The organism is Armatimonadota bacterium, from assembly GCA_031081675.1.
GTDB classification, from domain to species: domain Bacteria; phylum Sysuimicrobiota; class Sysuimicrobiia; order Sysuimicrobiales; family Kaftiobacteriaceae; genus Calidihabitans; species Calidihabitans tengchongensis.
Window position 1 is genome coordinate 56,952 of record JAVHLZ010000001.1, and the last position, 25,389, is coordinate 82,340.

At 72.3% G+C, this 25,389-nt stretch carries 26 protein-coding genes; 3 read left to right on the forward strand and 23 right to left on the reverse strand.

The window, feature by feature from the left end; genetic code table 11:
• Positions 1-23: 23 nt before the first annotated feature.
• From RB150_00285 to RB150_00305, 5 genes are all read right to left on the reverse strand, one after another.
• Complete coding sequence (locus RB150_00285) at positions 24-749, reverse strand: cytochrome c biogenesis protein CcdA (GenBank protein MDQ7818979.1); 726 nt, start codon at positions 747-749, stop codon at positions 24-26.
• Positions 750-827: 78 nt separating this feature from the next.
• Positions 828-1,616 carry an SAM-dependent chlorinase/fluorinase gene (locus RB150_00290; GenBank protein MDQ7818980.1) on the reverse strand — a complete coding sequence of 263 codons (789 nt, stop codon included), beginning with the start codon at positions 1,614-1,616 and terminating at the stop codon, positions 828-830.
• Between the two features lie 157 nt (positions 1,617-1,773).
• Entirely contained in the window at positions 1,774-2,577 is an 804-nt protein-coding gene (locus RB150_00295; protein ID MDQ7818981.1) for a DNA-formamidopyrimidine glycosylase family protein, read from the reverse strand.
• A 12-nt stretch (positions 2,578-2,589) separates the two neighbouring features.
• Positions 2,590-2,829, reverse strand: coding sequence for a zinc finger domain-containing protein (locus RB150_00300; protein ID MDQ7818982.1), 240 nt, complete (start codon positions 2,827-2,829; stop codon positions 2,590-2,592).
• A 237-nt stretch (positions 2,830-3,066) separates the two neighbouring features.
• On the reverse strand, positions 3,067-3,648 hold the full coding sequence (locus tag RB150_00305) for an inosine/xanthosine triphosphatase (protein ID MDQ7818983.1): 582 nt from the start codon (positions 3,646-3,648) through the stop codon (positions 3,067-3,069).
• A gap of 241 nt (positions 3,649-3,889) precedes the next feature.
• On the opposite strand from RB150_00305, the gene lgt reads away from it, so the two are divergent.
• Both lgt and RB150_00315 read left to right on the forward strand, forming a co-directional pair.
• Complete coding sequence (lgt, locus tag RB150_00310) at positions 3,890-4,648, forward strand: prolipoprotein diacylglyceryl transferase (GenBank protein ID MDQ7818984.1); 759 nt, start codon at positions 3,890-3,892, stop codon at positions 4,646-4,648.
• Positions 4,649-4,696: 48 nt separating this feature from the next.
• Positions 4,697-6,046, forward strand: coding sequence for an ATP-binding protein (locus RB150_00315; GenBank protein ID MDQ7818985.1), 1,350 nt, complete (start codon positions 4,697-4,699; stop codon positions 6,044-6,046).
• Here the strand turns inward: RB150_00315 and RB150_00320 are convergent.
• The 18 genes from RB150_00320 to RB150_00405 form a co-directional block, all read right to left on the reverse strand.
• On the reverse strand, positions 6,031-6,342 hold the full coding sequence (locus RB150_00320; GenBank protein ID MDQ7818986.1) for a 4Fe-4S dicluster domain-containing protein: 312 nt from the start codon (positions 6,340-6,342) through the stop codon (positions 6,031-6,033). The two genes, RB150_00315 and RB150_00320, sit on opposite strands and share 16 nt — an antisense overlap.
• Positions 6,343-6,364: 22 nt before the next feature.
• Complete coding sequence (locus RB150_00325; GenBank protein MDQ7818987.1) at positions 6,365-7,666, reverse strand: FAD-dependent oxidoreductase; 1,302 nt, start codon at positions 7,664-7,666, stop codon at positions 6,365-6,367.
• Between the two features lie 26 nt (positions 7,667-7,692).
• On the reverse strand, positions 7,693-9,120 hold the full coding sequence (locus RB150_00330; protein MDQ7818988.1) for an NADH-quinone oxidoreductase subunit N: 1,428 nt from the start codon (positions 9,118-9,120) through the stop codon (positions 7,693-7,695).
• A complete protein-coding gene (locus tag RB150_00335) occupies positions 9,117-10,730 on the reverse strand; it encodes an NADH-quinone oxidoreductase subunit M (GenBank protein MDQ7818989.1) in 1,614 nt (537 codons plus the stop codon). Before RB150_00335 ends, RB150_00330 begins: the two co-directional genes overlap by 4 nt.
• Entirely contained in the window at positions 10,727-12,568 is a 1,842-nt protein-coding gene (gene nuoL / locus RB150_00340) for an NADH-quinone oxidoreductase subunit L (protein ID MDQ7818990.1), read from the reverse strand. Before nuoL ends, RB150_00335 begins: the two co-directional genes overlap by 4 nt.
• A 6-nt stretch (positions 12,569-12,574) precedes the next feature.
• Entirely contained in the window at positions 12,575-12,874 is a 300-nt protein-coding gene (gene nuoK, locus RB150_00345) for an NADH-quinone oxidoreductase subunit NuoK (GenBank protein MDQ7818991.1), read from the reverse strand.
• A 2-nt stretch (positions 12,875-12,876) separates the two neighbouring features.
• Positions 12,877-13,398 (reverse strand): NADH-quinone oxidoreductase subunit J, encoded by a 522-nt coding sequence (locus RB150_00350; protein MDQ7818992.1) that lies wholly within the window; start codon positions 13,396-13,398, stop codon positions 12,877-12,879.
• A gap of 16 nt (positions 13,399-13,414) precedes the next feature.
• A complete protein-coding gene (gene nuoI, locus RB150_00355) occupies positions 13,415-13,900 on the reverse strand; it encodes an NADH-quinone oxidoreductase subunit NuoI (protein ID MDQ7818993.1) in 486 nt (161 codons plus the stop codon).
• Positions 13,901-13,908: 8 nt separating this feature from the next.
• On the reverse strand, positions 13,909-14,892 hold the full coding sequence (nuoH, locus tag RB150_00360; protein ID MDQ7818994.1) for an NADH-quinone oxidoreductase subunit NuoH: 984 nt from the start codon (positions 14,890-14,892) through the stop codon (positions 13,909-13,911).
• Entirely contained in the window at positions 14,889-17,327 is a 2,439-nt protein-coding gene (nuoG, locus tag RB150_00365) for an NADH-quinone oxidoreductase subunit NuoG (protein MDQ7818995.1), read from the reverse strand. Before nuoG ends, nuoH begins: the two co-directional genes overlap by 4 nt.
• Before the next feature lie 3 nt (positions 17,328-17,330).
• Positions 17,331-19,214 (reverse strand): NADH-quinone oxidoreductase subunit NuoF, encoded by a 1,884-nt coding sequence (gene nuoF / locus RB150_00370; protein ID MDQ7818996.1) that lies wholly within the window; start codon positions 19,212-19,214, stop codon positions 17,331-17,333.
• Positions 19,211-20,389 carry an NADH dehydrogenase (quinone) subunit D gene (gene nuoD, locus RB150_00375; protein MDQ7818997.1) on the reverse strand — a complete coding sequence of 393 codons (1,179 nt, stop codon included), beginning with the start codon at positions 20,387-20,389 and terminating at the stop codon, positions 19,211-19,213. The genes nuoF and nuoD overlap by 4 nt, the downstream gene beginning before the upstream one ends.
• A gap of 62 nt (positions 20,390-20,451) precedes the next feature.
• Complete coding sequence (locus RB150_00380; GenBank protein ID MDQ7818998.1) at positions 20,452-20,964, reverse strand: NADH-quinone oxidoreductase subunit C; 513 nt, start codon at positions 20,962-20,964, stop codon at positions 20,452-20,454.
• Positions 20,961-21,434: an NADH-quinone oxidoreductase subunit B family protein gene (locus RB150_00385; GenBank protein MDQ7818999.1), complete on the reverse strand. Its 474-nt coding sequence runs from the start codon at positions 21,432-21,434 to the stop codon at positions 20,961-20,963. Before RB150_00385 ends, RB150_00380 begins: the two co-directional genes overlap by 4 nt.
• A gap of 59 nt (positions 21,435-21,493) precedes the next feature.
• On the reverse strand, positions 21,494-21,847 hold the full coding sequence (locus tag RB150_00390) for an NADH-quinone oxidoreductase subunit A (protein ID MDQ7819000.1): 354 nt from the start codon (positions 21,845-21,847) through the stop codon (positions 21,494-21,496).
• A 33-nt stretch (positions 21,848-21,880) separates the two neighbouring features.
• Positions 21,881-23,056, reverse strand: a complete 1,176-nt coding sequence (gene nifS, locus RB150_00395) for a cysteine desulfurase NifS (GenBank protein MDQ7819001.1) — start codon at positions 23,054-23,056, stop codon at positions 21,881-21,883.
• Between the two features lie 68 nt (positions 23,057-23,124).
• Positions 23,125-23,454 carry a MerR family transcriptional regulator gene (locus RB150_00400; protein ID MDQ7819002.1) on the reverse strand — a complete coding sequence of 110 codons (330 nt, stop codon included), beginning with the start codon at positions 23,452-23,454 and terminating at the stop codon, positions 23,125-23,127.
• A gap of 214 nt (positions 23,455-23,668) precedes the next feature.
• Positions 23,669-24,295 carry a CoA pyrophosphatase gene (locus tag RB150_00405; protein ID MDQ7819003.1) on the reverse strand — a complete coding sequence of 209 codons (627 nt, stop codon included), beginning with the start codon at positions 24,293-24,295 and terminating at the stop codon, positions 23,669-23,671.
• A 251-nt stretch (positions 24,296-24,546) separates the two neighbouring features.
• Here RB150_00405 and thyX point away from each other — a divergent pair, with 251 nt between their 5' ends.
• Positions 24,547-25,362, forward strand: coding sequence for an FAD-dependent thymidylate synthase (gene thyX / locus RB150_00410; protein ID MDQ7819004.1), 816 nt, complete (start codon positions 24,547-24,549; stop codon positions 25,360-25,362).
• Positions 25,363-25,389: the final 27 nt, after the last annotated feature.

A 25,389-nucleotide genomic window follows, 5' to 3' on the forward strand; every position in this document is an offset into this window, starting at 1 on the left:
CGGGATGGTCATGGGCGCACCGGTCACAGGGGCGGCCGGAACGGCGCCAGCCGCAGGATCCAGGCGTTGAGGCGGAAGATCAGGTCGAACATCAGGGCCACACCCATCAGCACCAGAAACCCTCCACTGACCACTTCAATGGCGCGGCTGTGGCGGCGGATCCATCCCAGGGCGTCCACGGCGGAGGTGAGCAGGGCCGCGGTGGCCAGAAACGGCAGCCCCAGTCCCAGCGAGTAGGCCAGCAGCAGGAGGGCCCCGTCGCTGACGCGGGGAGATGTGGCCGCCAGGGTCAGGATGGCGGCCAGGACGGGACCGACGCACGGGGTCCACGCGAATCCGAACGCCATGCCGACCGCACACGCCCCCAGCAGGCCCGCGGGCGGACGCACGGACAGCCGGCGTTCCCGCCACAGCCAGGGGATCCGGATCACGCCCAGCACGGCCAGGCCCAGCAGGACGATGACGGCGCCCCCGATGCGGCCCAGCCACAGCCGGTACGCCAGGACCAGCCCTCCCACCCAGCTGGCCGACGCGCCCAGGGCCGTGAAGACGGCGGCGAAACCCACGACGAACAGCGCCGTGGCCGCCAGGACCCGTCCGCGGGCGGCGCGGCGATCGGCGGCCGCCAGCTGGTGCAGCGAGATCCCGGAGACAAACGAGAGATACCCGGGAATCAGGGGCACGATGCACGGGGAGGCAAAGCCCAGAACGCCGGCGGCGAAGGCGATGACCACGCTCACCTCAGACATGGGTTCCCCCCGGCGTAACGCCTCCCCGCGCCGGCGATGTTCCCGCCTCCGGCGCGTCCGGCCCCACGGCGGCCGCCATCACCGATGCCGCCCCGATCCCACGGTGATGGTGACCCGGGCGCCCGCTGCGGCCTGCAGGCGCGACGCCGCGTCGCCCTCGCGCACCGCGACCTCCAGCAGGCCGTCGCTGCCCGGCACCACCACCAGGGCGCCGTGCCCGGCGGCCCCATAGGCGGGCGCCGCCAAGGCCCGGCCGCGGCGGCGCCCGACCACCACCTCCAGCGGGGCGCCCATCTCGGGCAGCAGGGAGGAGGGAATGTTGGTGATCAGGTTGCCGAACGCGTCCACGTAGATCACGGCGCCGGACAGGCGCCGCCCCCGCCGGCTCCCCGCCCCCAGGTCCAGGTCCACCCACCGGTCCGTGGGAGTTCCCAGGGCGTGGGGAGGCGCGCCCCGGGCCAGACGGGCGGCGGCGGGGGCGAAGACGTCCCGCCCGTGGAAGGTCGCCGACACGGGACGGTCCTGAGGCAGTGACAGCGCGTAGACCCGCATGACCCCCAGGCGTCGGGCGGCGGGAATCAGCAATCCGTTGTCGGGGCCCACAAACAGCTGGCCCCCCGCGGCGACCACCAGCCCCTGGCGGGCGGTGCCCACGCCCGGATCGACCACGGCCAGGTGGACCGTGCCGGCGGGGGTGGCAGCCGCCACCGCCGCCAGCAGGTACGCGCCCGTGCGCACGTCGTGGCGCGGGACGTCGTGGGTGATGTCGACGAGCGCGGCGTCGCAGGAGGATGCCAGCACGGCCTTCATCTGGGCGGGATAGGGGCTGGCGCTGCCGAAGTCGCTGAGGAGGGTGACGATGCCCATGAAACCTTACTCCCCCCTGGAGAGTGGACCGGTGGTCGGAGGTGTGGAGGCGGTCCGCTGACGGTGGAGCGTCGAAGCGTCGGACCGTTGAAGCGTGGGACCGTCGACCTCCGGGGTGTCCGGACGCCGGCTGTGGCGGACTCCGGCCGGCCGCCGGTCATCGCTGGCACCGCGGGCAGTAGAACGACGGCCGGCCGCCGATGCGGGCGGCCACGATGGTGCCGTCGGAGCGGGGGCAGCGCTGGCCCGCGCGGTCGTACACCGCCAGGCGGGCCCGGCCGCGCCGGCCCCGGGCGTCGGCGAACTCCGGCTCGCCGCCGGCCGCCACGGCGCGCCGCAGCACGGTCCGGACGGCCCGGTACAGGGCGTCCACCTCCCTGGAGGTGAGGGTGGTCAGCCGGCGGTCGGGCCGGATGCGGGCGGCGTGGCAGATCTCGTGCGCCCACAGGTTGCCGATACCGGCCAGGCGCTCCTGGTCGGTCAGCGCGCCGTGGACCGTCCCGCGGCCGGTCATCAGCGCCCGGAACCGGTCGCGGGTGAGCGCCGCCGACAGCGGCTCGATCCCCAGGGTCGCCAGGTACTCCACCCGGTCCAGGGCATCGGTGCGGTACAGGCCGAGTTCGGACAGCTGCAGCTCCCGGAACTGCAGGGCGGTGCCGCCGGTGAAGGTCAGCGTGACGTTGGCCTGGGGGTCCGCCTCCGGCGACGGGGTCCACCGGACCATCCCCCACAGCTTGAAGTGGAAGGCCAGCGTCCACCCTCCGCTGAGGGTGAACAGCAGAATCTTGCCGCGCCGGGACACAGCGGTGATGGTCTGCCCCCGCAGCAGCCGCGCGAACGCGGCGGGGCTGTGGGTGCGGACGCTGGCCGGTGTCCGCACCTCCACCGCCGCGATGGTCCGCCCCCGGACCAGCGGGCCCAGGCTGCGCCTGGCCGACTCTACCTCTGGCAGTTCGGGCATGGTGGCCTCCGCCTACCGCAACAGGCGGGACAGGCGCCGGTCGGCGTACACACGGCCCGCCGTCTGGCAGGCCGGACAGTAGTACGTCTCCCGCTCCGCATAGTACACCACCCGGATCGGGGTGTCGCACCGCGGACAGGGCTGGCCGCCGCGGCGGTGCACCCGCAGCAGGTCCGCCGGCTCGCCAGCGGGCAGCCGGCCGCCGGCGCGTTCCCGCCAGGCGGCCACCGCGGCCTCCAGCACGCCGCGCACCGCGCCGTGCAGCCGGACGATGTCCGCGTCAGCCAGGCGCGCCGCCGGCGCGAACGGCGACAGGCGCGCCTCCCACAGGATCTCGTCGGCGTAGCGGTGACGCGCCGGCCGACGGCGGCGGTGATCGGCGGGTCGGCGGTCTCCACCGCCGACGGGCTCGCCACCACCACCCGGGCGATGGCCCGCCCGCAGACCTGCGGAGACAGGTTCTCCACCAGGACCTGCACGAAGGGCAGTTCAGGCACCTGGAGGCGGCTCCAGAAACGGGATCAGGGCGGCGGCCACCGCCTGCTCGAGGGCCGCCTGGCGGTCCACCAACCCGCGGGTCAGCAGGCCGATGGCTCCCAGGTCCTCGTGGGCTCCCGGTCCCGCCAGGGCGTCCACGATGGCGCCCAGCTCCTCGCCGGCCAGCGCCCGGGCGGCCATCCCGTCGGGCAGCAGGAACCGCACCCCGCAGCTGAGCCCTTCCCGGCCGGACCGATCCACCGCGGCGACCCAGGCGCACATCCACACGCCGTAGCGGTCGCGGTGCACGCCCCCTTCGATGCCGATCCCCAGGTCGGCGCCGGCGCGCTCCAGGGCTTCCCGGGCCCGGCGCCGGGCGCCCCGGATGGCTTCCTCGTCGCTGGTCGGCTGCGGCGACACCCCCGACTCCACCGGCACGGCCACCACCTCGGCGTGCGGGAACAGCCGGGCGCACACCGCCCGGGTGGCGCGCACCTTGGACGCGCTCGACGAGGACCCGACGGCGACCTTCATGACCACCACGGTGGGATCAGCAATCCGGGTCCTGGACCGGACCCCCGAACAGGATAGCATCCTGGGCGTCCTCCGGGGACGTCACCACCATCTCCCGCATCACCCGGGCTCTGGATCGGGCCGTCCCGGCTTCACCAACCTGGCCAGCTGGGACCGCATCGCCTCTGGGGTGATCAGCGGCCTGCATACCCGGCGGGGGATGCGTTCCCGCTCAACGGCTTCTACGCAAAACCGTCAACACTGCCATCCCCGGCCGCGCGGTTTCCTCCGTCGGGGCCGACCTGCTATACTGGCCTGCGCCATGGATCCGGTGCTGGTGCAGTGGGGTCCGGTGGTCATCCGCTGGTACGGCGTGATGATGGCGGTCACCATCGTCCTGGCGGTGGGGGCCGCCCTGCGCGCGGGCCCGCGGGTGGGGATCCCCGCCGAGGAGATCGACCGCCTGGCGGTCCCGGCGATCGTGCTGGCGTTTCTCGGCGCCCGGCTGGGCTACGTCCTGTCCCATCCGTCCCAGTTCGGGTCTCTGGTGGAGGTCCTGCGGGTCGACCGGGGCGGGCTGACTTCCCACGGCGCGCTGGCCGGCGGCGCGCTGGGGCTGTGGTGGGCGGCGCGGCGGCGGGGGCTGGACTTCTGGAGCCTGGCCGACGCGGTGGTGTGGGCGGTGCCGCTGGGCAACATCTTCGTGCGCCTGGGGAACTTCATCAACGGCGAGCTGTACGGCGACCCGACCACGCTGCCGTGGGGAGTCACCTTCCCGGGAGTTCCCCAGCCCCGCCACCCGCTGCAGATCTACGAGATGATCTGGGCGGCGGCGATCCTGACCCTCACCTGGCCGCGGCTGGGCCGACGGCGCTTCCCCGGCGAACTGTTCTGGACGGTGATCGTCCTGACCTCGGCCGGGCGGATCGTCTGGGACCTGCTGCGCAGCCACGACCGGGTGGTGTGGGTGATCACCCTCGGCCACATCCCGGCGGCAGCGCTGCTGGGGGCGGGGGTGTGGTATCTGACCTCGCGGGGGAAGGGGGGCCGGGGTTCGGATGGAAAAATTTTGAAAGTGTGAATGCAACTATTCATTGAATTTCTGCAATACCACTGCTAATATTTAAGCATGAGGCTGTATCCCCGGGCCATTCTTCCACTTCTTCGCTCACGTGTAACAACCAGGAGGATCGTGGTCCTGACAGGGGCCCGCCAGACTGGGAAGACCACCCTCGCGCGTGATCTCCTCCCCAGCCCGGAGATCCCGCCCATACTGTACATCACCTTGGACGACCCGGACGAACGCCGCCGGCTCCTGGACGACCCGGTCAGGCGCCTGGATCACCCCGATCGCCTGGTCGTGTTGGACGAGGTCCAGAAGGCCCCCGCGCTCCTGGACGCGGTCAAACTTCTGGCCGACCGCAACGGCGCACACCGCTTCCTCCTCCTCGGCTCCTCGCAGATTCTTCTCCTGCAGAAAGTCCGGGAGACTCTGGCGGGACGGGTCACAGTGTTGGAGCTCTGGCCGCTCGCTCTCGCGGAAAAGGTAGAGGCCGCCGAAGCACCTGCGCCTGCCCTCAGCCTGATCTGGGACCAAGGCGAGGAGGCGCTCAGGCAGCTGAGGGACTCCTCCCCCTCCGCCGACATCGCGCGCGTGTGGCGAGGCATTGCTGAAGACCACCTGCAGTGGGGAGGGTATCCCGCTTTGGCCGCCATCCCGCCGTCCGAGCGCGCCGTGTGGCTTCGCGATTTCAGGCGAACCTATCTCGAGCGAGACCTTGCCGACCTGGGCCGGGTTGCGGACCTGGACCAGTTCGCCTCCGCCCAAGACCTCCTCGCCGCCCGTACGGGTCAGATCCTCTCCTACAGCGAGGTCGCGCGGGAGCTCGGGGTGGCGCAAAACACCGTCAAGAGATACATTCGATTCCTGGAGATTTCCTACCAAGTCTACCTATTGCGCCCTCTCCTGCCCACAGCTGCTCGGCTGGTGAAAAGTCCAAAGCTCTACTGGACAGACCCCGGCTTAGTGCGTGTCCTGTCCGACCGCCTGGGAGAAACCAACGGGGCACTCTTCGAGACAGCCGTCGTGGACGAACTCCTGCGGTGGGCGTCCTGGCAGGGTGCACCGCCCCGGCTGCACTTCTTTCGCACGTACACCGGTCGGGAAGTTGATGTCATGCTCTCGGATGCAACGCGTCTGCTGGCCATCGAAGTACGCGCTGGACGATATGTCGATCGCCGCACTGTCCGGACATTGCGAGACGCCCTCGAGGCAGTGCGGTGGCCGAGAGACGCCCGGGTCCTGTGGCGCCTGGGTATTGTGGTCACGCGCGGGCGCGACGTGGACGAGGTGGAGCCGGGAATCTGGGAAGTACCGTTTGAACGCCTGTTCGGCCCGGGGACATACCGGACACATCCAGGCACAGGCAGCGACGGATCGACAGGCGCGACCGGGACGGCTCCCTACCCGGTGCGGTAGAGTACCCCGAACCCGCCGCGGGGCAGGCGCCAGTCGATGTTGTGGTAGGGGCAGCCGGTGAGGCAGGAGGTGCACTCCACGCAGTTCTCGTAGGAGGCCGTGATCTTCTCCCCGTCCCACGCATAGACCCCCGCCGGGCAGAAGGTGGTGCACGGGCGTCCCCAGGCCTGGCCGCACGCGGTCCGGCAGACGTCCGGGGAGCGGATGCTGATGTGGCTCTGCCGGTCGTGGCGGTAGGTCAGCAGGTACAGCTTCTGCTCCAGGGTCAGGGTGGGCACCGCCGGCTCCCGCGCCACAGCCCTCGCCTCCTTCCCGGCGCTAGCGCAGCACCCGCCAGGCCCGGTAGGCGTCCAGAAGCAGCTGCCGGAGCGGGCGGCGGGCGGTGATGGCCTTCCAGATGCGGCGCTGCTTTTCCCTCTTGGGCACTCCGTCCACCGTCAGCATCTCGTGGATGGCGTGCGCGGCGATGCCGGAGTAGATCTGCAGCAGCTCGGGGTGGCGGTCCACAAACTCGGGCAGGTGCTGGTACTTCATGAGGTCCTGCAGGACGAAGCTGTCCAGCAGCCGCCGGCGGTACGATGCCAGGGAGGCGGCGGAGAAGTCCCCGCGGGCGCGGGCTTCGATCACCGTCTCTCCGGCCAGCCGGCCCGCGGTCATGGCCAGGTTGCTGCCCTCCCGGTGCAGCCCGTTGACCATCATGGCCGCGTCCCCGGCCACCAGCACCCCGTCGCCGTACAGCCGCGGCATCGCCCGGTAGCCGCCCTCGGGGATGGCGTGGGCCAGGTACTCCACCACCTGTCCGCCGGCCAGCAGGGGGCGCACCAGCGGGTGCTGCTTGAGCTGCTCCAGCAGGTCGTAGGGGGTGATGCGGGTGCGCATGAAGTGGCTGAGCAGCGCCCCCACCCCCACGCTGAGGCTGTCCCGGTTGGTGTAGATGAACCCGTAGCCGCCCATCCCCCGGGTGACCGACCCGTACAGCTCGATGGTCACCCCCTCTTGGGGGCCCACCGTGAACCGCTCCTGGATCACCTCGGGGGGCAGCGCGATGACCTCCTTGACCGCCAGGGCCACCTCGTGGGGCGCGATCTCGCGGGTCTGCAGGCCTGCCTTCTTCGCCAGGAACGAGTGCACCCCGTCGCAGATGACCACCACGTCGGCGTAGAGGTCACCGGCCTCGCGGCCGGTGCGCACCCCCACCACGCGGCCGTCGCGCCACAGCAGATCCTCCACGACGGTCGAGGTGATCAGCAGGGCGCCGGCTTCCTCGGCCTTGGAGGCGAACCACCGGTCGAACCTGGCCCGCAGGACGGTGAAGGCGTTGGGCACCTCCCCCGGCGGCGACGCGGTCTTGAAGCCCACGGTGACCGCGCTGTCCTCGGTGGTCAGCCACACCCGCTCCTCGACGATCACCCGCTCGATGGGGGCCTCGCGGGCGAAGGCGGGGACCAGGTCGGCCAGCATGCGGCCGTACATCACCCCGCCCATGACGTTCTTGGCGCCCGGGTAGTCGCCGCGCTCGATCAGGACCACGTTCAGCCCCGCCCGGGCCATGGTCAGGGCGGCGGCGCTGCCCGCGGGCCCCGCGCCGACCACGATCGCGTCGAACTTCTCGGTGGCCATCCTCCCACCCCCGCAGGCGGCCGTCCCTACCGGAGGACGGCCGCCACCTGCCGGACCGCCTCCAGCACGGGCGCGGGGAAGACTCCCAGCAGCACCGTGCCCGCCGACAGCAGCAGCAGCGCGGCCGGCACCCACCGGTCGGCCACCAGCGCCACGTCCGCCGCCGGCGGACCGCTGAACAGCGTGGAGGCGACCCGCAGGTAGTAGTACGCCGACACCACGCTGCTGAGCACCGCCACCACCACCACGCCGGTGTACCCGGCGTCCAGGGCCGCGGTGAACACGAAGAACTTGGCCGCAAAGCCGGCGGTGGGGGGCAGGCCGGTGAGGGACGCCATGAACACGGCCATGGCCGCGCCCAGGGCCGGGGAGCGCGAGGCCAGCCCGGCCAGATCGGCGATCCGGTCGGCTTCCCCGTCAGCCCGGCGCACCATCAGGACCACCGCGAAGGCGCCCAGGGTCATGACGGTGTAGGCCAGCAGGTAGAAGACCACGGCTGCCGTCCCCGCAGGGCTGGCCGCCAGGACGCCGGTCAGCAGAAAGCCGGCGTGGGCGATGCTGCTGTAGGCCAGGAGCCGCTTGATCGACGTCTGGTGCAGCGCGGCGACGTTGCCGACCACCATGGTCAGGACGGCCCCCGCGGCGAGGACCGCTCCCCATTCGCCCGCCCGCGGTCCCAGGGTGGCGACGAACACCCGCAGGAAGGCCGCAAACGCCCCGACCTTGGCCACCACCGCCATGTAGGCGGTCACCGGAAGGGGCGCGCCCTCGTAGACGTCGGGGGCCCAGACGTGAAAAGGCACCACCGCCGCCTTGAACGCCAGACCGGTGGTCAGCAGGGCGACCGCCGCCCGCAGGGTCGCCGTGGGACGCGCCCCCGCCAGGGCGGCGAGCGCGGTGGACCCGGTGGCCCCAAACGCCAGGGCGACGCCGTACAGGAAGAACGCGGTGGCGAACGCGCCCAGCAGGAAGTACTTCAGACCGGCTTCCTGGGAGCGGACGTCGGCGCGGGCGAGGGCCGCCAGCACGTACAGGGGCACCGACAGCGTCTCCAGGCCCACGAACAGCAGCAGCAGGTCGGCGCTGGCCGCCATCAGCATGGCCCCCAGGGCCGCCATCAGGACCAGGGCGTAGAACTCGGCGGCGTCCAGGCGGGTGCGGGACACGTACTCTCCGGACAGGACCAGGGCCAGGACGGTGCCCACCAGGACCACGCCCTGCAGCGCCGCCGCCAGAGGGTCCCGGGCATACGCTCCCCAGAACGCGACCGCGCCCGACGGCGGGACCGCGGCGACGGCTCCCAGGCCACCGGCGGCCACCCCCACCGCCAGCCACCGCAGCAGGGCCTGGCGGGGCGCGGGCAGGGCCGTCCCCGCCAGCAGGACCGCCACCGCGCCCGCGGCGATGAGGAGCTCGGGCAGCAGCAGGCGCAGGTCTGCCGCGGTCGCCGTCACGGCGCCACCTCACCTCCGCCGAACGCCCCGCTCCGCCCCGCCGCAGCCGGGGAGGCCGCGCCGCGGGGCGGGGCCACTCGCAGCCACGGCGGCCCCCCGCCGGCCCCCGGCACCTCGACGGCCGCCCGCTCGCGCACCAGGGCCACCAGGGCGCGGACGGAGGCCTCGCTGCGCCGCAGCAGGGGCGCCGGGTACAGCCCGATCCAGAAGATCAGGACCACCAGGGGCCAGAACAGGAGCTGCTCTCGGCGGGTGAGCTCCCGCATCGCCCGGGGCTCCCGGACGGCCACCGGGCCGTGCATCACTTTCTGGTACATCCACAGCAGGTACGCCGCCGAGAGAATCACCCCGCCCACCGCGGGCACCGCATAGCCGGGCGCGACCCGATAGGTGCCCAGGAGCACCAGAAACTCGCCCACAAACCCGTTGGTCCCCGGCAGCGCCAGCGACGAGAGGACCACGATCAGGGCCAGGGGGGCCAGGCGCGGCATCAGCGAGGCCACCCCGCCGTAGTCCTCCATCCGCCGCGAGTGAGTGCGGTCGTACAGGACCCCGACCAGCAGGAACAGCCCCCCGGTACTGAGGCCGTGGTTGACCATCTGCAGGAGGCTGCCCTGGAGGGCCTCCACCGACAGCGCGAACAGGCCCAGGGTGATCAGCCCCAGGTGGCTGACGCTGCTCATGGCCACCAGCCTCTTGACATCGCCCTGGGCCCACGACACGGCCCCGCCGTACAGAATCCCCACCACCGCCAGGGCCATCAGGACGGGCGCGTAGCGCACGGCGCTGGCGCTGAACAGCGGCATCACGAACCGCAGGAACCCGTAGGTGCCCATCTTCAGCAGCACGGCGGCCAGGATGACGCTGCCGGCGGTGGGCGCTTCGGTGTGGGCGTCGGGCAGCCAGGTGTGCAGGGGCCAGACCGGCACCTTGATGGCCAGGGCGAGGGTGAAGGCCGCGAACAGCCAGACCTCCAGGCCCGGATCCAGCCGCAGCCCCCGCAGGGCCACCAGGTCGAAGGTCCGGGCGCCCAGCTGGACGCCGGACTGCAGGTACAGGACGATGATGGCCACCAGCATCAGGGCGCTGCCGGCCATGGTGTACAGCAGGAACTTGATGGCGGCCAGGGCCCGCCCCGGCCCGCCCCACAGGCCGATGAGGAAGTACATGGGGATGAGGACGGCCTCCCAGAACACGTAGAAGAGGACCAGGTCCTGGGCGAGGAACGTCCCCAGCAGCGCGCTCTCCAGCAGCAGGAGGACCACCACCAGCTCCTTCACCCGCTCGGCGATCGACCCCCACGCCGACAGCAGGGCCAGGGGCATCATGACCGCCGTGAGCACCACCAGGGGCAGGGAGATGCCGTCCACGCCCAGGTGGTAGCCCATCCCCGCCGACGGAATCCAGGGCGCGCGCTCGACGAACTGCAGGGCGGGGCTGGAGGTGTCAAAGCGCGCGAACACCCACCCGACCACCGCCGCCACCAGCAGCATCCCCGCCAGCCCCACGCCGTACAGCGCGTGGGAACGCCGCCGGTCGATGACGGCCACCACGGCGGCGGTCGCCAGGGGCAGGGACACAGCCACCGACAGCAGGGGGAGCGACGTCATCGCAGCACCCAGTATCCCAGCGCCAGGACGGCTCCGACCAGCAGCACGGCGGCGTAGCTGCGCACGAAGCCGGTCTGCAGCCTCCGCAGCCCGGTCCCGGCCCGCCCCACCGCTCCCGCCAGGGCCATGACGGCGCCGTCAATGCCGCGCACGTCCACGACGGCCAGCGCCCGGGCGGCGGCCCGGGCCGGTCGCACCACCGCCGCCTCGTAGGCCGCCTCCACGTACCACTGGCGGGCGCACAGCCGGCCCAGCAGGCCCAGGGAGACCTCCCGCCGCCCGCGGTACGCCAGCAGGGCCACGGCGATGCCGGCCAGGCTGACGGCCACCGGCGCGGCCGCCACCCACCCGCCAGCGGGGGCTTCCGGATGCGGCAGGCCGAAGGAGTCCTCCAGGGCGCGCACCAGCGGCGCCCCTGCGATCCGGGCCCCCAGCAGCCCCCCGACCGCCGACAGCACCGCCAGGATCCCCATGGGCCAGGTCATGGACGCCGGAGGCTCGTGGGGGTGGCCGTGGTGGGAGGCCGGAGGTGCGAACGTGTACACCGCGGCGCGGGTGATGTACACCGCGGTGACGAACGCCGTCAGCACTCCCAGGACCCAGGGAACCACAGAGCCGCCGGCCCGGGCGTGGGCGTAGGCGTGCTCGAGGATCAGGTCCTTGCTGACAAAGCCGGCAAAGGGCGGCACCCCGGCCAGCGCCAGGGCGCCGGAGGCAAACGCCAGAAACGTCGCGCGCATGGGCGCAGCCAGTCCCCCCAGGCGCCGCATGTCCACCACCCCGCCCAGGGCGTGCATCACGCTGCCGGCGGCCAGGAACAGCGCGGCCTTGAAGAAGGCGTGGGTGGTGAGGTGCAGCAGGCCCGCCGGCATGGCCAGCGTGCCCATGGCCAGGAACATGTAGCCCAGCTGGCTGATGGTGGAGTAGGCCAGGACCCGCTTGAGGTCCCACTCGGCCAGCGCCGCCGTCGCGGCGAACAGGGCCGTGACCACCCCCACGGCGGCGACCACGTCCAGGGTCAGGGGTGCCGCCTCGAACAGCGGGTGCAGCCGGGCGATCATGTAGACGCCGGCGGTCACCATGGTGGCGGCGTGGATGAGGGCCGACACCGGCGTGGGGCCTTCCATGGCGTCGGGCAGCCAGACGTACAGGGGCAGCTGGGCCGACTTGCCGGTGGCCCCCCAGAACAGCAGCAGGGTGATGACCGCCAGCAGGCCCGGCTCCAGGCGCGCGGCCACCGCGCCCATCTGGGCGATCTCCAGGGTGCCGCCGGCGGTCGCCAGGACCAGGACCCCCAGCAGGAAGCCCGCATCGCCGATGCGGTTGACCAGGAACGCCTTGCGGCCGGCGCTGGCCGCCCTCTCGCGGTCGAACCAGAAGCCGATGAGCAGGTACGAGCACAGGCCGACCAGCTCCCACCCCACGAACAGCACCAGCAGGCTGCTGCCCAGGACCAGGATCAGCATGGACGCCACGAACAGGTTGAGGGCGGCGAAGTAGCGCGCGTAGCCGGCCTCATCGGCCATGTAGCCGGCGGAGTAGACGTGGATGAGGAATCCCACCCCGGTGACCACCTGGGCCATCAGGGCCGACAGCCGATCGTAGACCGCCCCGGCCTGCACGGCGACTCCTCCGGCGACGATCCAGTCGAACCAGACCTCCCGCAGCCCCGCACCGGCGACCGCCGGATGCCGGGCGAGGGCGGCGGCGACCAGGAAGGCGCCGCCCACCGTGGCGCATCCCACCGTGGCCACAACCGGCCGGGGCAGGCGCCATCCCGCCAGGGCCAGGATCACCCAGCCGGCCAGCGGCAGACCGACCAGCAGCGCCAGGATCACGTCCGGCTACCCCCGCAGCAGGTCCACGCTGTCCAGGTCCACCGTGTCGCGGACGCGGAAGATGGAGATGATGATGGCCAGCCCCACCACCACCTCCACGGCGGCCACCGCCACCACGAAGAACACCGCCACCTGGCCCGCCACGGCGGCGTGCTGGCGGGCGAAGGCCACGAAGCTCAGGTTGACGGCGTTGAGCATGAGCTCGATGGACATGAACACCACCAGCGCGTTGCGGCGCAGCAGCACCCCCGCCACCCCCAAAGTGAACAGCAGGGCGCCCAGCGCCTGGTAGGCGGCCAGCGGCACACTCACCGCCGCTCCTCCCCCCGCCCGGTCGCGGGCCGGGCGGGCCGGCCGAGGACCACGGCGGCGACGATGCCCGCCAGCAGGATCACCGAGGCCACCTCAAAGGCCAGCAGGTATGTGGTGAACAGCACGCGGCCGACCGCCTGGGCGGTGCCGAAGTCCTCCGGCGCGGGCGCGGGGGCGGCCGGACCGGCCCGGACCACCGCCGCCAGGGCGGCCAGCAGGGACGCCACCAGCAGGACGGACAGGGGGCGCTGGCCCCGCAGGCGGTCCGGGGGCGGCTCCCCGGAGCGCACGTGCAGGAGCATCACGACGAACAGGAACAGGACCACGATGGCGCCGGCGTAGACGATCACCTGCAGGACCGCGATGAACGGGGCGGCCAGCAGCAGGTACAGGACCGCCACGCAGACCAGCACCAGCAGCAGCGACAGGACGTTGCGCACCGGCAGCCGGCTGGCCACCACGCCCACTCCCCCGGCCAGCGCGCCGGCGGCGGCCAGGGAGAACAGGGCGACCTCCACCACCCGCTCCGTGGCCTCACACCTCCCGCCGCGGGTCCCGCCCCGACGCTCCCGGATAGGGCTCGGTGAGCATCTCCTTGGTGTAGATCAGCTCCTCCCGGCTGGACCCGGCCAGCTCGTAGTCCCGCCCCAGGACGATCGCCCCGGTGGGACACGCCTCTTCGCAGAACCCGCAGAAGATGCACCGCAGCTCGTTGATCTGGAAGTCGGCGGCGTAGCGCTCTCCCCGGCTCACCTGGTGTTCGGGGGTGTTCTCGGCGGCGCGCACGTAGATGGCCTGGGACGGACACACGATGACGCACAGCTCGCACCCCACGCACCGCTCGAGGCCGTCCTCGTACAGGGTCAGCCAGTGCCGCCCCTTGAACCGCGGCTGGACGGCCGCGCGCTTGACATCGGGATAGGGCACCGTCACCGGGGGCCGCACCAGATAGCGCAGGGTCACCCCCAACCCGCGGACCATGGCCCAGGCCTGCCGCACCGTCGTGCCCACCGTCGCCATCGCTCCTCCTATCCCCGCAGCGCCACCCACACGCCGGTGACGGCGATGTTCGCCAGCCCGACCGGCACCAGCACCTTCCACCCCAGGGCCATGAGCTGGTCGTGGCGGACCCGCGGCAGGGTCGCCCGCAGCCAGATGAACACGAAGATGAAAACACCGGTCTTCAGCAGGAACCACACCACCCCGGGCAGGAGCGGTCCCCACCATCCTCCCCAGAACAGCAGGGTGGCCAGGGCGCTCTGGGTGACGATGCCGATGTACTCGCCGGCATAGAACAGGGCAAAGCGGAACCCCCCGTACTCGGTCTGGTAGCCGGCCACCAGCTCCTGCTCCGCCTCGGGCAGGTCAAAGGGCGCCCGGTGGGTCTCGGCCACCGCCGCCACGAAGTACAGCAGAAAGGCCACGGGCTGCACCGCCACAAACCACAGGTCCCGCTGGGCGCGCACGATCTCCACCAGGCTGAGCGACCCGGCCTGCAGGACCACGCTGATGACCGCCAGCCCCAGGGCCAGCTCGTAGCTGATCAGCTGCGCGCTGCTGCGCAGGCTGCCCAGCAGGGCGTACTTGTTGTCGGTGGACCACCCGCCCAGGATGATCCCGTACACCCCCAGAGAGGAGATGGCCAGGACCACCAGAATCCCCACGTTCACGTCGGCCAGGTACGGGGCGATCCGCCGCCCGGCCACGGTGACCTCGGGCCCCAGGGGGATCACCGCGTAGACCGCCAGCGCCGACACCATGGAGAGAGCCGGCGCCACCAGGTAGACGACGCGGTCCACCCGCGCGGGAATGAAGCTCTCCTTGAACAGCAGCTTGAGGCCGTCGGCCAAAGGCTGCAGCAGCCCCGCCGGCCCCACCCGGTTGGGACCGATGCGGACCTGGAAGCGGGCCAGCAGGCGGCGCTCCAGCCAGGTCATGTAGGCAAAGACGGTCAGCAGGAGGACGATCAGGACCAGGCTCTTGACAGCCGACGCCACCAGGACGGCGGTCACGGGCGTCCTCCCGACCCGCCGGCCGCCAGCGGGATGATCCGGACGCGCGCCGGCCGGATTCCGTCGGCCAGGGCGTTGGCCGGCGCCTCGTCAAACCCCCGGGGCAGGAACACCTGGCCCGGCAGGATGTCGGGCGCCACGCGGGCGCGCACCGCCGCCTCGCCCCGCTCCCCCCGCAGGACCACCGGGTCGCCGTCGGCCACTCCCAGCCGGGAGGCGTCCGCGGGGTGCAGCAGGGCCCACGGCTCGCCCGCCAGCTCGGCGATGGCCGGGCTGCGGGACGTCACGGCGCCCCGATCGAACAGGACGTCGCCGGGGATGAGCACAAACCCGTCGCCCGCGGGCGCCTCCTGGGGTGCCGGCTCCGGCAGGGGCCGGTCGGGAGGAGGCGGGATCCGCTCGCCTACGGCCAGGGACGGCGCGAAGGCCCGCATCTCGTCAAAGATCTCCTCCCACCCGCTGTAGACCAGCACCCGCCCCAGGCGGTCGGCCAGGGCCGAGAAGATGGTCGCTTCCGCCCACGCCGCCCCCGGACCGGGCACGGCGGCGTGGAGGCGGTGCACCCGCCCGTCCAGCCCGCAGACCGTCCCGTCCTTCTCGGGGGCCATCAGGGCCGGCAGGACCACGTCGGCCGCGCGGGCGGTGGGGGACAGGAAGGCGTCCACCGCCACCAGCAGGGACACGCGCCGGCGGGCGTCGCTCCAGCGCGACCGGTCGGGGACTTCCGAGGCGGGGTCGGCGCCCAGCGCGAACAGCACCTCCACCTCCCCCCGGGCGGCCCGCTCCACGATCTCCGGAGCCGTCCACCCGACCTCCGCCGACGCGGCGCTGCCCCACGCAGACCGCAGCACTTCCCTGACCTCGTCCAGCGGGCGGCCGCCGGGTCCGGCGTCGGGCAGCAGCCCCGCCAGGGCGGCTCCGCGGGCGTTGCCTTTGCCCCGCAGGACGTCCACCGGCACGCCCCAGCGCGCGGCCAGATCCCGGACGCGCCGGAGGATCTCGACGCCGTCGGGAGCCTCCAGGGCCAGCCGCCCCACCATCACCACCGGAGAGCGAGCCCCCCGGATGGCCTCGACCGCGGCGGCCAGGGCCGCCGGGTCCACGCCGGCCGGAGGGCTGTCCGTTCCCGCCAGCAGCGCGTCCAGGACCCGGGCGCCGTCCCCGAAGCGGTGCACCAGGTGCGCCCGCACGAACCGGCCGATCTCCAGCCGCCGGGGCGTGACGGCGATCACCGCCGCGCCGCGGTCGACGGCGCGCTTGCAGCGCAGCCACAGCACCGGGTACTCCTCGGTCAGGTCACAGCCCACCAGGACCACCACGTCGGCCCGGTCCAGGTCCGCGATGGGGCGCCGCATGCCCCACCCCACCAGGAGGCTGGCGCCGCCGGGGGCGGCGTCCACCCGGTGGTCCAGGTGCGGCGTGCCGACCACCCCGCGGAAGAACCGGACGGCCACGTAGGCGTCCTCGGTGGTCAGGCGCGCCCCGCCCAGGACCGCCACGCGCCCGGGGGCGGCGGCCCGCAGCCGGGAGGCCACAACGTCCAGGGCCTCGTCCCAGGACGCCTCCACCAGCAGGCCGTCGCGGCGCACCAGGGGCGTCCGCAGCCGGTCCGGGTGGGAGACGGCGGCGTGGCCGAAAAAGCCCAGGTCGCACAGCCAGATGTCGTTGACCGCCGGCTCCTCCCGCGCCCGCACCCGCACCACCCGCCCGTCGCGCACGTCGAACTCCACGGCGCAGCCCACCCCGCACAGGGTGCAGGCGCCGGGCACCGGGCGGTTGTCCCACGGGCGGGCCACAAAGCGGTAGGGGCGGGCCGTCAGCGCCCCCACCGGGCAGATGGCGATGGTGTTGCCGATGAACTTGGACTGCGCCGGCACGGTGAAGGGCGTGTTGATCTCGCTGCGGAAGCCGCGCTCGAAGCCCTTGAGGGCGTCGTCGCCGGCCACGATCTCCCCGAAGCGCACGCACCGCCAGCACAGGATGCAGCGCTCCCGGTCCAGGACCAGGACCGGCCCCAGGGACACGGGTTTGGCGAAATCCCGCTTGGCTTCCACGAAGCGGCTGCGGCCGGGGCCGAAGCGCACCGTCTGGTCCTGGAGGGGGCATTCGCCCCCCTTGTCGCAGATGGGGCAGTCCAGCGGGTGGTTGATGAGGAGGAACTCCAGGATGGCCCGCTGGCCGGCCACCACCTCGGGAGCGGTGGTGGAGACCACCATGCCGTCGGCGGCCTCCAGGGTGCAGGAGGTCTGCAACCGCGGCATCTTCTCCACCTTCACCAGGCACATGCGGCAGGCCCCCAGGGGCGGCATGCGGTCGTGATAGCAGAAGATGGGGATCTCCACGCCGGCGGCCCGGGCGGCCTGGTAGACGGTGGTGCCCCGGGGCACGGTCACCGTCCGGCCGTCGATGGTGAGGGTGACGGTGGGCTGGCTCATGGCTCAGGAGGCGGGCACCGGCGCCCGGACATCGCAGCGTCCCCGGGCGATGTGGTGCTCGAACTCGTGGCGGAAGAAGCGCAGCGCCGCGTAGATGGCGGGGGGCACGCTCTCCCCCAGCGGGCAGAAGCACGTGCCCGTCATGCCCCGGGCGATGCCCTCCAGCAGGTCCAGGTCCGCCGGCCGGCCGCCGCCGGCCAGGATCCGCCCCAGGACCTGGCTCAGCCACACGGTGCCCTCCCGGCAGGGCGTGCACTTGCCGCAGGACTCGTCGCGGTAGAACTCCACGGTGCGGGCCACCACCTCCACCATGCAGGTGGTCTCGTCCATGACGATCAGCGCCCCCGAGCCGAGCATGGCCCCGTACACGTCCAGCCGGGCCAGCGCGTCGTAGTCCATCGGGGTGTCCAGGTAGGCGGCGGGCAGGATGGCCGACGACGACCCCCCCGGAAAGCACGCCTTGAACGCGCGCCCCTCCCGCATGCCCCCGGCCCGCTCGATCACCTGGCGGATGGTCGTGCCCAGGGGGATCTCGTACACTCCGGGCCGGGCCACGTGCCCGCTCACCGAGACCAGGATCGGCGGCCCCTGCTGGCGGTACCAGTCGGCCCCGCGGGCGAGGATCCAGGCCACGTGGCAGAGGGTCTCCACGTTGTTGAGCGCCGTGGGCTGTCCGTACAGACCCTTGACGGCGGGGTAGTAGGGAGGCTTCAGCCGGGGCAGGGCGCGCCGGCCCTCCAGGGACTCCAGCAGGGCCGTCTCTTCCCCCGCGATGTACGCACCGGCGCCGGTGGCCAGGACCACCTCCACGTCCACCCCGCTGCCCAGGATGTTCCGGCCCACCAGCCCCGCATCGGCCGCCTGCGCCAGGGCGCGCTCCAGGCGGGCGCGGGCGCGCGCGAACTCCCGCCGCAGGTAGATGAAGGCCTGCCGGGCCCCCACCGCGTAGGCGGCGATGAGCGCCCCCTCCACCAGGCGGTGGGGGTCCCCTTCCAGGAGGGTGCGATCCTTGAAGGTGCCGGGCTCACCCTCGTCGGCGTTGACCACCACGTACTTGGTGACCGCCGGGTCGCGGGGCAGGAACTTCCACTTGCGGCCGGTGGGGAAGCCGGCCCCGCCCCGGCCGCGCAGGCCGGAGCGCTCCACCTCCTCGATCACCGCCTCCGGCGGCATCGCCAGGGCCCGGCGCAGCCCCTCGTACCCCCCCCGGGAGCGGTACACCTCCAGGTCGGCCTGGTCGGGATCGTGCACGTACCGCAGCAGCACGGGACCGCCCTCAGGCTGTCCGAGTCCGGGGTCCGCGGTTGGGGCTGCGGGACCGCCGGAGACCGCGGGCTGAAGCCCGGCCGCGGACGGGTCCGCCGCGGCGGCAGCCGGAGGGGTGCCGGAGGCGTACGCGGCCAGGATCCGGTCAACCGTGGAGGGGGCCACCGGGCCATGCAGGTCGTCGTCGACCATCAGCGCCGGGGCGCGGTCGCAGGCCGCCAGGCACTCGGCGGCCCGCAGGGTGAACATCCCGTCGGCGGTCGTCTGGCCCACCTCCACCCCCAGCCGCCGGCGCAGGCGATCCACCACCCGATCGCAGCCGGACAGCAGGCAGGAGATGTTGGTGCACACCTGGATCAGGTGCCGGCCCACCGGCCGCAGGTGGTACAGGTGGTAGAAGGACGCCACCGACGCCACCTCGGTGTAGGGCAGGTCCAGCACCTCGGCCACGTCCGCCAGGGCCTGCGGGCTGAGGTATCCGACCTCCTCCTGGGCGACGAACAGGGCGCCCAGGAGGGCCGACTGCCGGTGGGGGAAGCGCTCCGCCAGCCGCCGGATCTGCGCCCGGGCCCGGTCGGAGAGAACAGAGAGGGTCGGAGGCTGCTCGGAAGGCGCGTTCACCGGTCCACGTCTCCCAACACGATGTCGATGCTGGCGATGGCCACCACCACGTCGGCGACGGTGCCCCGGTACAGCATCACGGGCAGGGCCTGCAGGTTGTTGAAGGACGCCGAGCGCACCCGCACGCGCACCGGCCGGTTGCTCCCGTCGCTGACGATGTAGTAGCCCTTCTCGCCCCGGGGGGACTCCACTGCGGCGTACACCTCCCCCGGCGGGGGGTGGATCCCCTCGCTGACCAGCTTGAAGTGGTGGATCACCGCCTCCATGCTGCGGACCAGCTCGGAGCGGGGCGGCAGCGCCACCTTCGGGTCGTCCACCATCACCGGCCCCGGGGCCAGGCGGTCGAGGGCCTGCAGCACGATCCGGCGGCTCTGGCGCATCTCCTCCATCCGCACCCGGTAGCGGTCGAATGCGTCGCCGCGGCGCCCCACCGGGATGTCAAAGGCGTACTGGTCGTAGCCCCCGTAGGGGAAGGCCTTGCGCACGTCATAGGGCACGCCCGACCCCCGCAGCACCGGACCGGTGCAGCCGTAGCGGAGGGCGTCGTCGGCGCTGAGCACCGCCACCCCCTCGGTGCGCCGCCGCCAGATCAGGTTGTCGGTGAGCAGCGCCTCGTACTCGTCCAGGTGGCGGGGCAGCTCCTCCAGAAACGCCCGCACCCGGGGGACGAACCCCTCGGGCAGGTCCCACTGCAGGCCGCCGATGCGGAAGTAGCCGTGCATCATCCGCTGGCCGCTCACCATCTCGAAGATGTCCAGGATCTGCTCCCGGTCCCGGAAGCAGTACATGAACACGCTGCTGACGTTGAGGTCGATGGCGGCGGTTCCCAGGTAGACCAGGTGGCTGGCAATCCGGGACAACTCGGCGAGGATCAGCCGGATGGTCTGGGCCCGGGGCGGGGCGGTGATCCCCAGCAGTTTTTCCACGGCCAGGACGTACGCCTGCTCCTCGATGAAGGTGGCCAGGTACTCGATGCGCGGCGGGAAGACGATGTTCTGGTGGTAGGTGCGGGTTTCCATCTCTTTCTCGAAACCCGTGTGGAGGTAGCCGATCACCGGGTGGGCGCCCACGATCACCTCGCCCTCCAGCTCGAGCAGCAGGCGCAGGACCCCGTGGGTGCTGGGGTGCTGGGGGCCCATGTTCAGGACGAGGGTTTCCCGCGTCAGCTCAGCCATGCCCGCACTCGCACACGCGCCCGCCGCCGGCCGACCCTCTTCCGCCGCCCGGCGCCATCCGCCTACTGGCCCGGCGGAACCCGGGGGATGATCTGGCTGGGGACTTTGGGCGTGTGGCCCCGGAACTGCACCGGCTCCTCGACCAGCGGGTAATCCTTGCGCAGGGGGTGACCCTCCCAGTCGTCCGGCAGCAGGATCCGCCGCAGGTCGGGATGCCCGATGAACACGATGCCGAACAGGTCGTACACTTCCCGCTCCAGCCAGGACGCGCCGGGCCACAGGCCGGTGGCCGAGGGCACGGTGGCATCGTCCGCTTCCACCCGCACCTTCAGCCGCACCCGGGCCGGCGGGTCCAGGGCCGTCAGCAGGTAGACGACCTCAAACCGCGGCCGGGCCGGATGGCGGTCCACCGCGGTGAGGTCGGTCAGCATCACAAAGCCCTCCGCCCGCGCGGCCTGCAGGGCTTCCAGGAGGTCCTCCCGGGAGACGACCAGCGTCAGCTCGTCCCGAAACTCCGCCCGCTCCCGGACGGCGGCGGCCAGGCGGGCGGCCAGGCGCGCGGGGGCCCCGGTCACGGCCGCCTCCTCCGGCGCTCCGGGTGGGCGATGAGCTCCTGGAGCGCGAGCAGCCCGTACAGCAGGGCCTCGGGCCGGGGCGGGCATCCCGCCACGTAGACGTCCACCGGGATCAGCTTGTCCACACCCTGCACCAGGGCGTAGTTGTTGAACACGCCGCCGCAGGAGGCGCAGTCGCCCATGGCGATGACCCACTTGGGTTCCAGCATCTGCTCGTAGATGTGCTTGACCACCGGCGCCATCTTCTGGCTGACCCGACCCGAGACAATCATGAGGTCCGCCTGGCGGGGCGAGGCCCGGAACAGCTCGCTGCCGAAGCGGGCGATGTCAAACCGCGATGCGGCGGCGGACATCATCTCGATGGCGCAGCACGCCAGCCCGAACTGGGCCGGCCAGATGGAGTTGCGCCGGGCCCAGGCCAGCAGCCGCTCCACGGTGGTGGTCAGGAGGTTGCCCTCCAGGGCGCGCACGTCGGCCTCGGTCGCCTCGTCCGGCGAGCGGGCCCGGGAAACCACCGTGGCCGACCCGATCACTGCCACTGCAGCGCCCCCCGCCGCCAGGCGTACGCGAACCCGGCGCCCAGCACGCCCACGAAGGCCAGCATCTCCACCAGTCCCAGGACCCGCAGCTCCCGGGCGACCACCGCCCACGGGTACAGGAAGACCGCCTCCACGTCAAGGAGCAGGAAGAGCATGGCGATGAGGTAGTAGCGGATCGGCACCCTCTCCCGGGCGGTGCCGACGGGCCACACGCCGGATTCGTAGGGCTCCAGCTTGCCCGGCACAGGTCGGCGGCGGCCCACCAGGTGGTGGAAGGCCACCAGACCCGCCACCACCAGCACCACCAGGGCGATGTGGACGACGATGGGAACGAAGTCCGCCACTACTCCCGATGATCGCAGAGGCCGCGGGCGGTGTCAACGCGCGCCGGCGCGCGCGCCCCGCCCGGCGCGGCGCACGGCGGCGACGATCTCGGGCATCAGGGCCAGGACGTCATCCACGTCCTGCTCGGTGGTGCCCCGGCCCAGAGACAGGCGCAGCGTCCCCGCGGCCACCTCGGGCGGCAGGCCGATGGCCGACAGCACGTGAGAGGGTTCCAGGCTGCCCGCGGTGCAGGCGGACCCGCTGCTGGCCGCCACCCCGCGCAGATCCAGCGCCAGCAGCAGCGACTCGCTGTCGGTGCCGGCGAAGGAGACGTTGACGTTCCCCGGCAGGCGCTCGGCGGGGTGGCCGTTGAGGCGCGCCCCCTCGATCTCCAGCAGTCCGGCGATCAGCCGGTCCCGCAGGCGGCGCAGCCGGGCGGCCTCGTCCTCCCGGAGCTCCATCGCCAGCTCCAGGGCCGCCCCCAGGCCCACAATGCCGGGAACGTTCTCGGTGCCGGCCCGCCGGTTGCGCTCGTGGGCGCCCCCGTGCTGGATCCGGGCCACCCGGGCGCCGCGCCGGATGAACAGGGCGCCCACCCCTTTGGGGCCGTACCGCTTGTGGGCCGACAGGGACAGCAGGTCCACGCCCAGGTCGTCCACATCCACCGGCAGGATGCCCACCGACTGGGTGGCGTCGGTATGCACCAGGATGCCGCGCTCCCGTCCCAGGCGCGCGATCTCGGCCACCGGCTGCAGCGTCCCGATCTCGTTGTTGGCGTGCATCACCGAAATCAGGATGGTGTCGGGGCGGATCGCCCGGCGCACGTCGTCGGGGTCGACCCGGCCGTACCGGTCCACGGGCAGGTAGGTGACCTCAAATCCGCGGGACTCCAAAAACCGGCAGGGCTCCAGGACCGCATGGTGCTCCACCGCCGACGTGATGATGTGGCGCCCCCGGTCCTCGTTCGCCCACGCCGTCCCGAGGATGGCGAAGTTATCGCTTTCGGTGGCTCCGCTGGTGAAGACGATCTCCGCGGGGCGCGCGCCGATGGCCCGGGCGACCGCCTCCCGCGCCCGCTCCACCGCCTCCCGGGCCTCCTGGCCGAACTGGTGGACGCTGCTGGCGTTGCCGAACCGCTCGGTGAAGTACGGCAGCATCGCCTCCACCACCCGCGGGTCCACCGGGGTGGTGGCGGCGTAGTCCATGTAGATGCGCCGCGGCGCGCTCATGGGCCCCTCCCCACCGGCCGGGGCTCGCGGCCGGGGACTTCACTCTCCAGCCTACCACGGACGGACCGTCAGCGCGGGATGGCCAGGGCGATGGGGGGCACCAGCGGCGTGCCGGTCCGGGATCCGATCCGCGGCAGCACCGCCACGAGCCGCCTGGCGGCCGCCAGGCGCAGGTGGGCCCGCACGGCCTTCAGCGGCAGCCGCCTGCGTACCACGAGGTAGCGGATCTCCTGGGCCCGCTCGATGTCGCGCCAGGAGTACAGCCTCCGCCTGCGGGGCCCCTCCCGGAGGGGCGAGAGCAACCCGGCCCTCTCCCACCGGCGCAGCGTCTGCGGAGAGACCCCGACCAGGTTGGCGGCGACGGTAATTGTGAACACGGGACGAGTGTAGTGCGTCATGGGGAGCCTCCCGAGGGATCCTGCCGGCGACCAGTATAGCAACGGGGGCCTCCCCCCGGAACCACCGAACAGGCGTCGAAGATGGCCAGATCTGCGACGAAAAATCGGGAAAAATCGAGATATTGACCTGAAACTCCTCAAATTCAACCAATTCTTTCCTTGTAAAGTTCTTTGACCGCTATTTTCATAACCCGGACGATATGGGGTCTGACCCCTAAATCCTCGCGGGGGGCGGGGGGTCGGTGCCGAACACGGCGTCCACGAAACCCTTGAGGACCCGCGCCGTGGCACCCCAGACCTCGTGGGGTCCGTACCGGTAGGACAGGACCTCCACCCACCGACCGTCCCTCAGACGCCGCTCGATCCGCAGGGCCTGGGGGTCGGTGAAGGTCCGCAGAGGCACGGTCAGGACCTCGGCGATCTCCGCGGCGTTGACCCGGAGGGCCACGGGTTCCCGGAGGATCCCGACGACCGGGGTGATGACGAAGCCGCTCACCACGGTCACCACGTCGTCCAGAAGACCCAGGACCTGCACGGCGCCGCGGGGAATCCCCAGCTCCTCCTCCGCCTCCCGCAGGGCGGTATCCACAGGGCCTCGATCGGCGGGGTCGGCCGTCCCGCCGGGCAGGGAGATCTGTCCCTTGTGGTGCTCCACCACCTCCGTCCGCCGGGTGAGGAGCACGGCCACCTCCCCCCCACGGGAGAGCAGGGCGAGGAGCACGGCCGCCCGGCGCAGGCCCGGCTCGGTAACCTCCTTGCGGGGGCGGCCCGCCAGTCGCCTGCGAATCGTCCACTCAATCTCGTCCAGATCCGCCTTGCCCATGGCCTCGCCGTCCTCCACCCACGACCTCAAACACCTGATCGCCCCAGAATCTGGGTCCAGATCCCCGGGTTGTCCACAAGATGTTGATGTTCCCGGCAGGAATCCGGGGGAGTAGTGGGGAAATACCTCCCTCGGACCCACAGGGGGGAGGAGCCTTCGAGTCTGATTCCGGACGCCTTCCACGCCAGGCTCCCCACACGGCAGTACCCTGACCACTCCTCCTTCGCCCGCACCTCCTCCCTGGGGTCGCTGCTGGCAGGAGGACACCGATGCGGACCGCGCACCTGCGAGTGGTGAAGGTTGCAGAGACCCGGTTCGTCCTGGACGACCGGGAGGGAACGCCCTGGGCGGTATGGTCCACCGACGCTGCCGACGACGCCGCCGCCCTGGTGGAGTTTGCCGGGCGGGCGTGCTACCAGTCCTGGCACAAGCCCAATCCCGCCACCCGCACCAACGCCGGGTACCTGGCGCACCTGCTGTCCCAGAAGCACTACTCGGTCCTCGAGCATGCCGGGTTCACGGTGATGCTGACCGGCGTGTCCCGCTCGTTCACCCACGAGATGGTGCGGCACCGGCACTTCAGCTTCTCCCAGCTCAGCCAGCGCTTTGTCAGCGAGGACGACGCCCCGTGGGTCATCCCCCCGCTGTTCCGCGACGACCCCGACGCCCTGGCGGTCCTGCTGGACCTGTACGACCGGGTCCAGCACGCCTACCAGGCCCTCACCGAGATCGGCGCCCGCAAGCTGCGGGGCCTGGAGGACAGGACCCTGCGCCGGAAGCGGGCGCGGGAGGCGGCGCGGTGCGTCCTGCCCAACATGACCGAAACCCACATCGTCATCACGGGCAACCACCGGGCCTGGCGGGAGTTCTTCGAAAAGCGGGGGGAGCTGCACGTGGACCAGGAGATGCGGGAGGTGGCGGTGACCATCTTCCGGGAGGTGGCCCGGCCGCTGGCGCCCGCCCTGTACCGCGACTTCCGGATCCGGGTGGTCGCCCTCCCCACCGGCCCCGTGGAGGTCCTCGAGCGCGATCCCTCCCTGCTGGAGGACGCCCCCGCCTCCGACCTCGCACCGGGAGGCGCCTGAGTCTGTCCTGCGCGCCGCAGCGGCCCC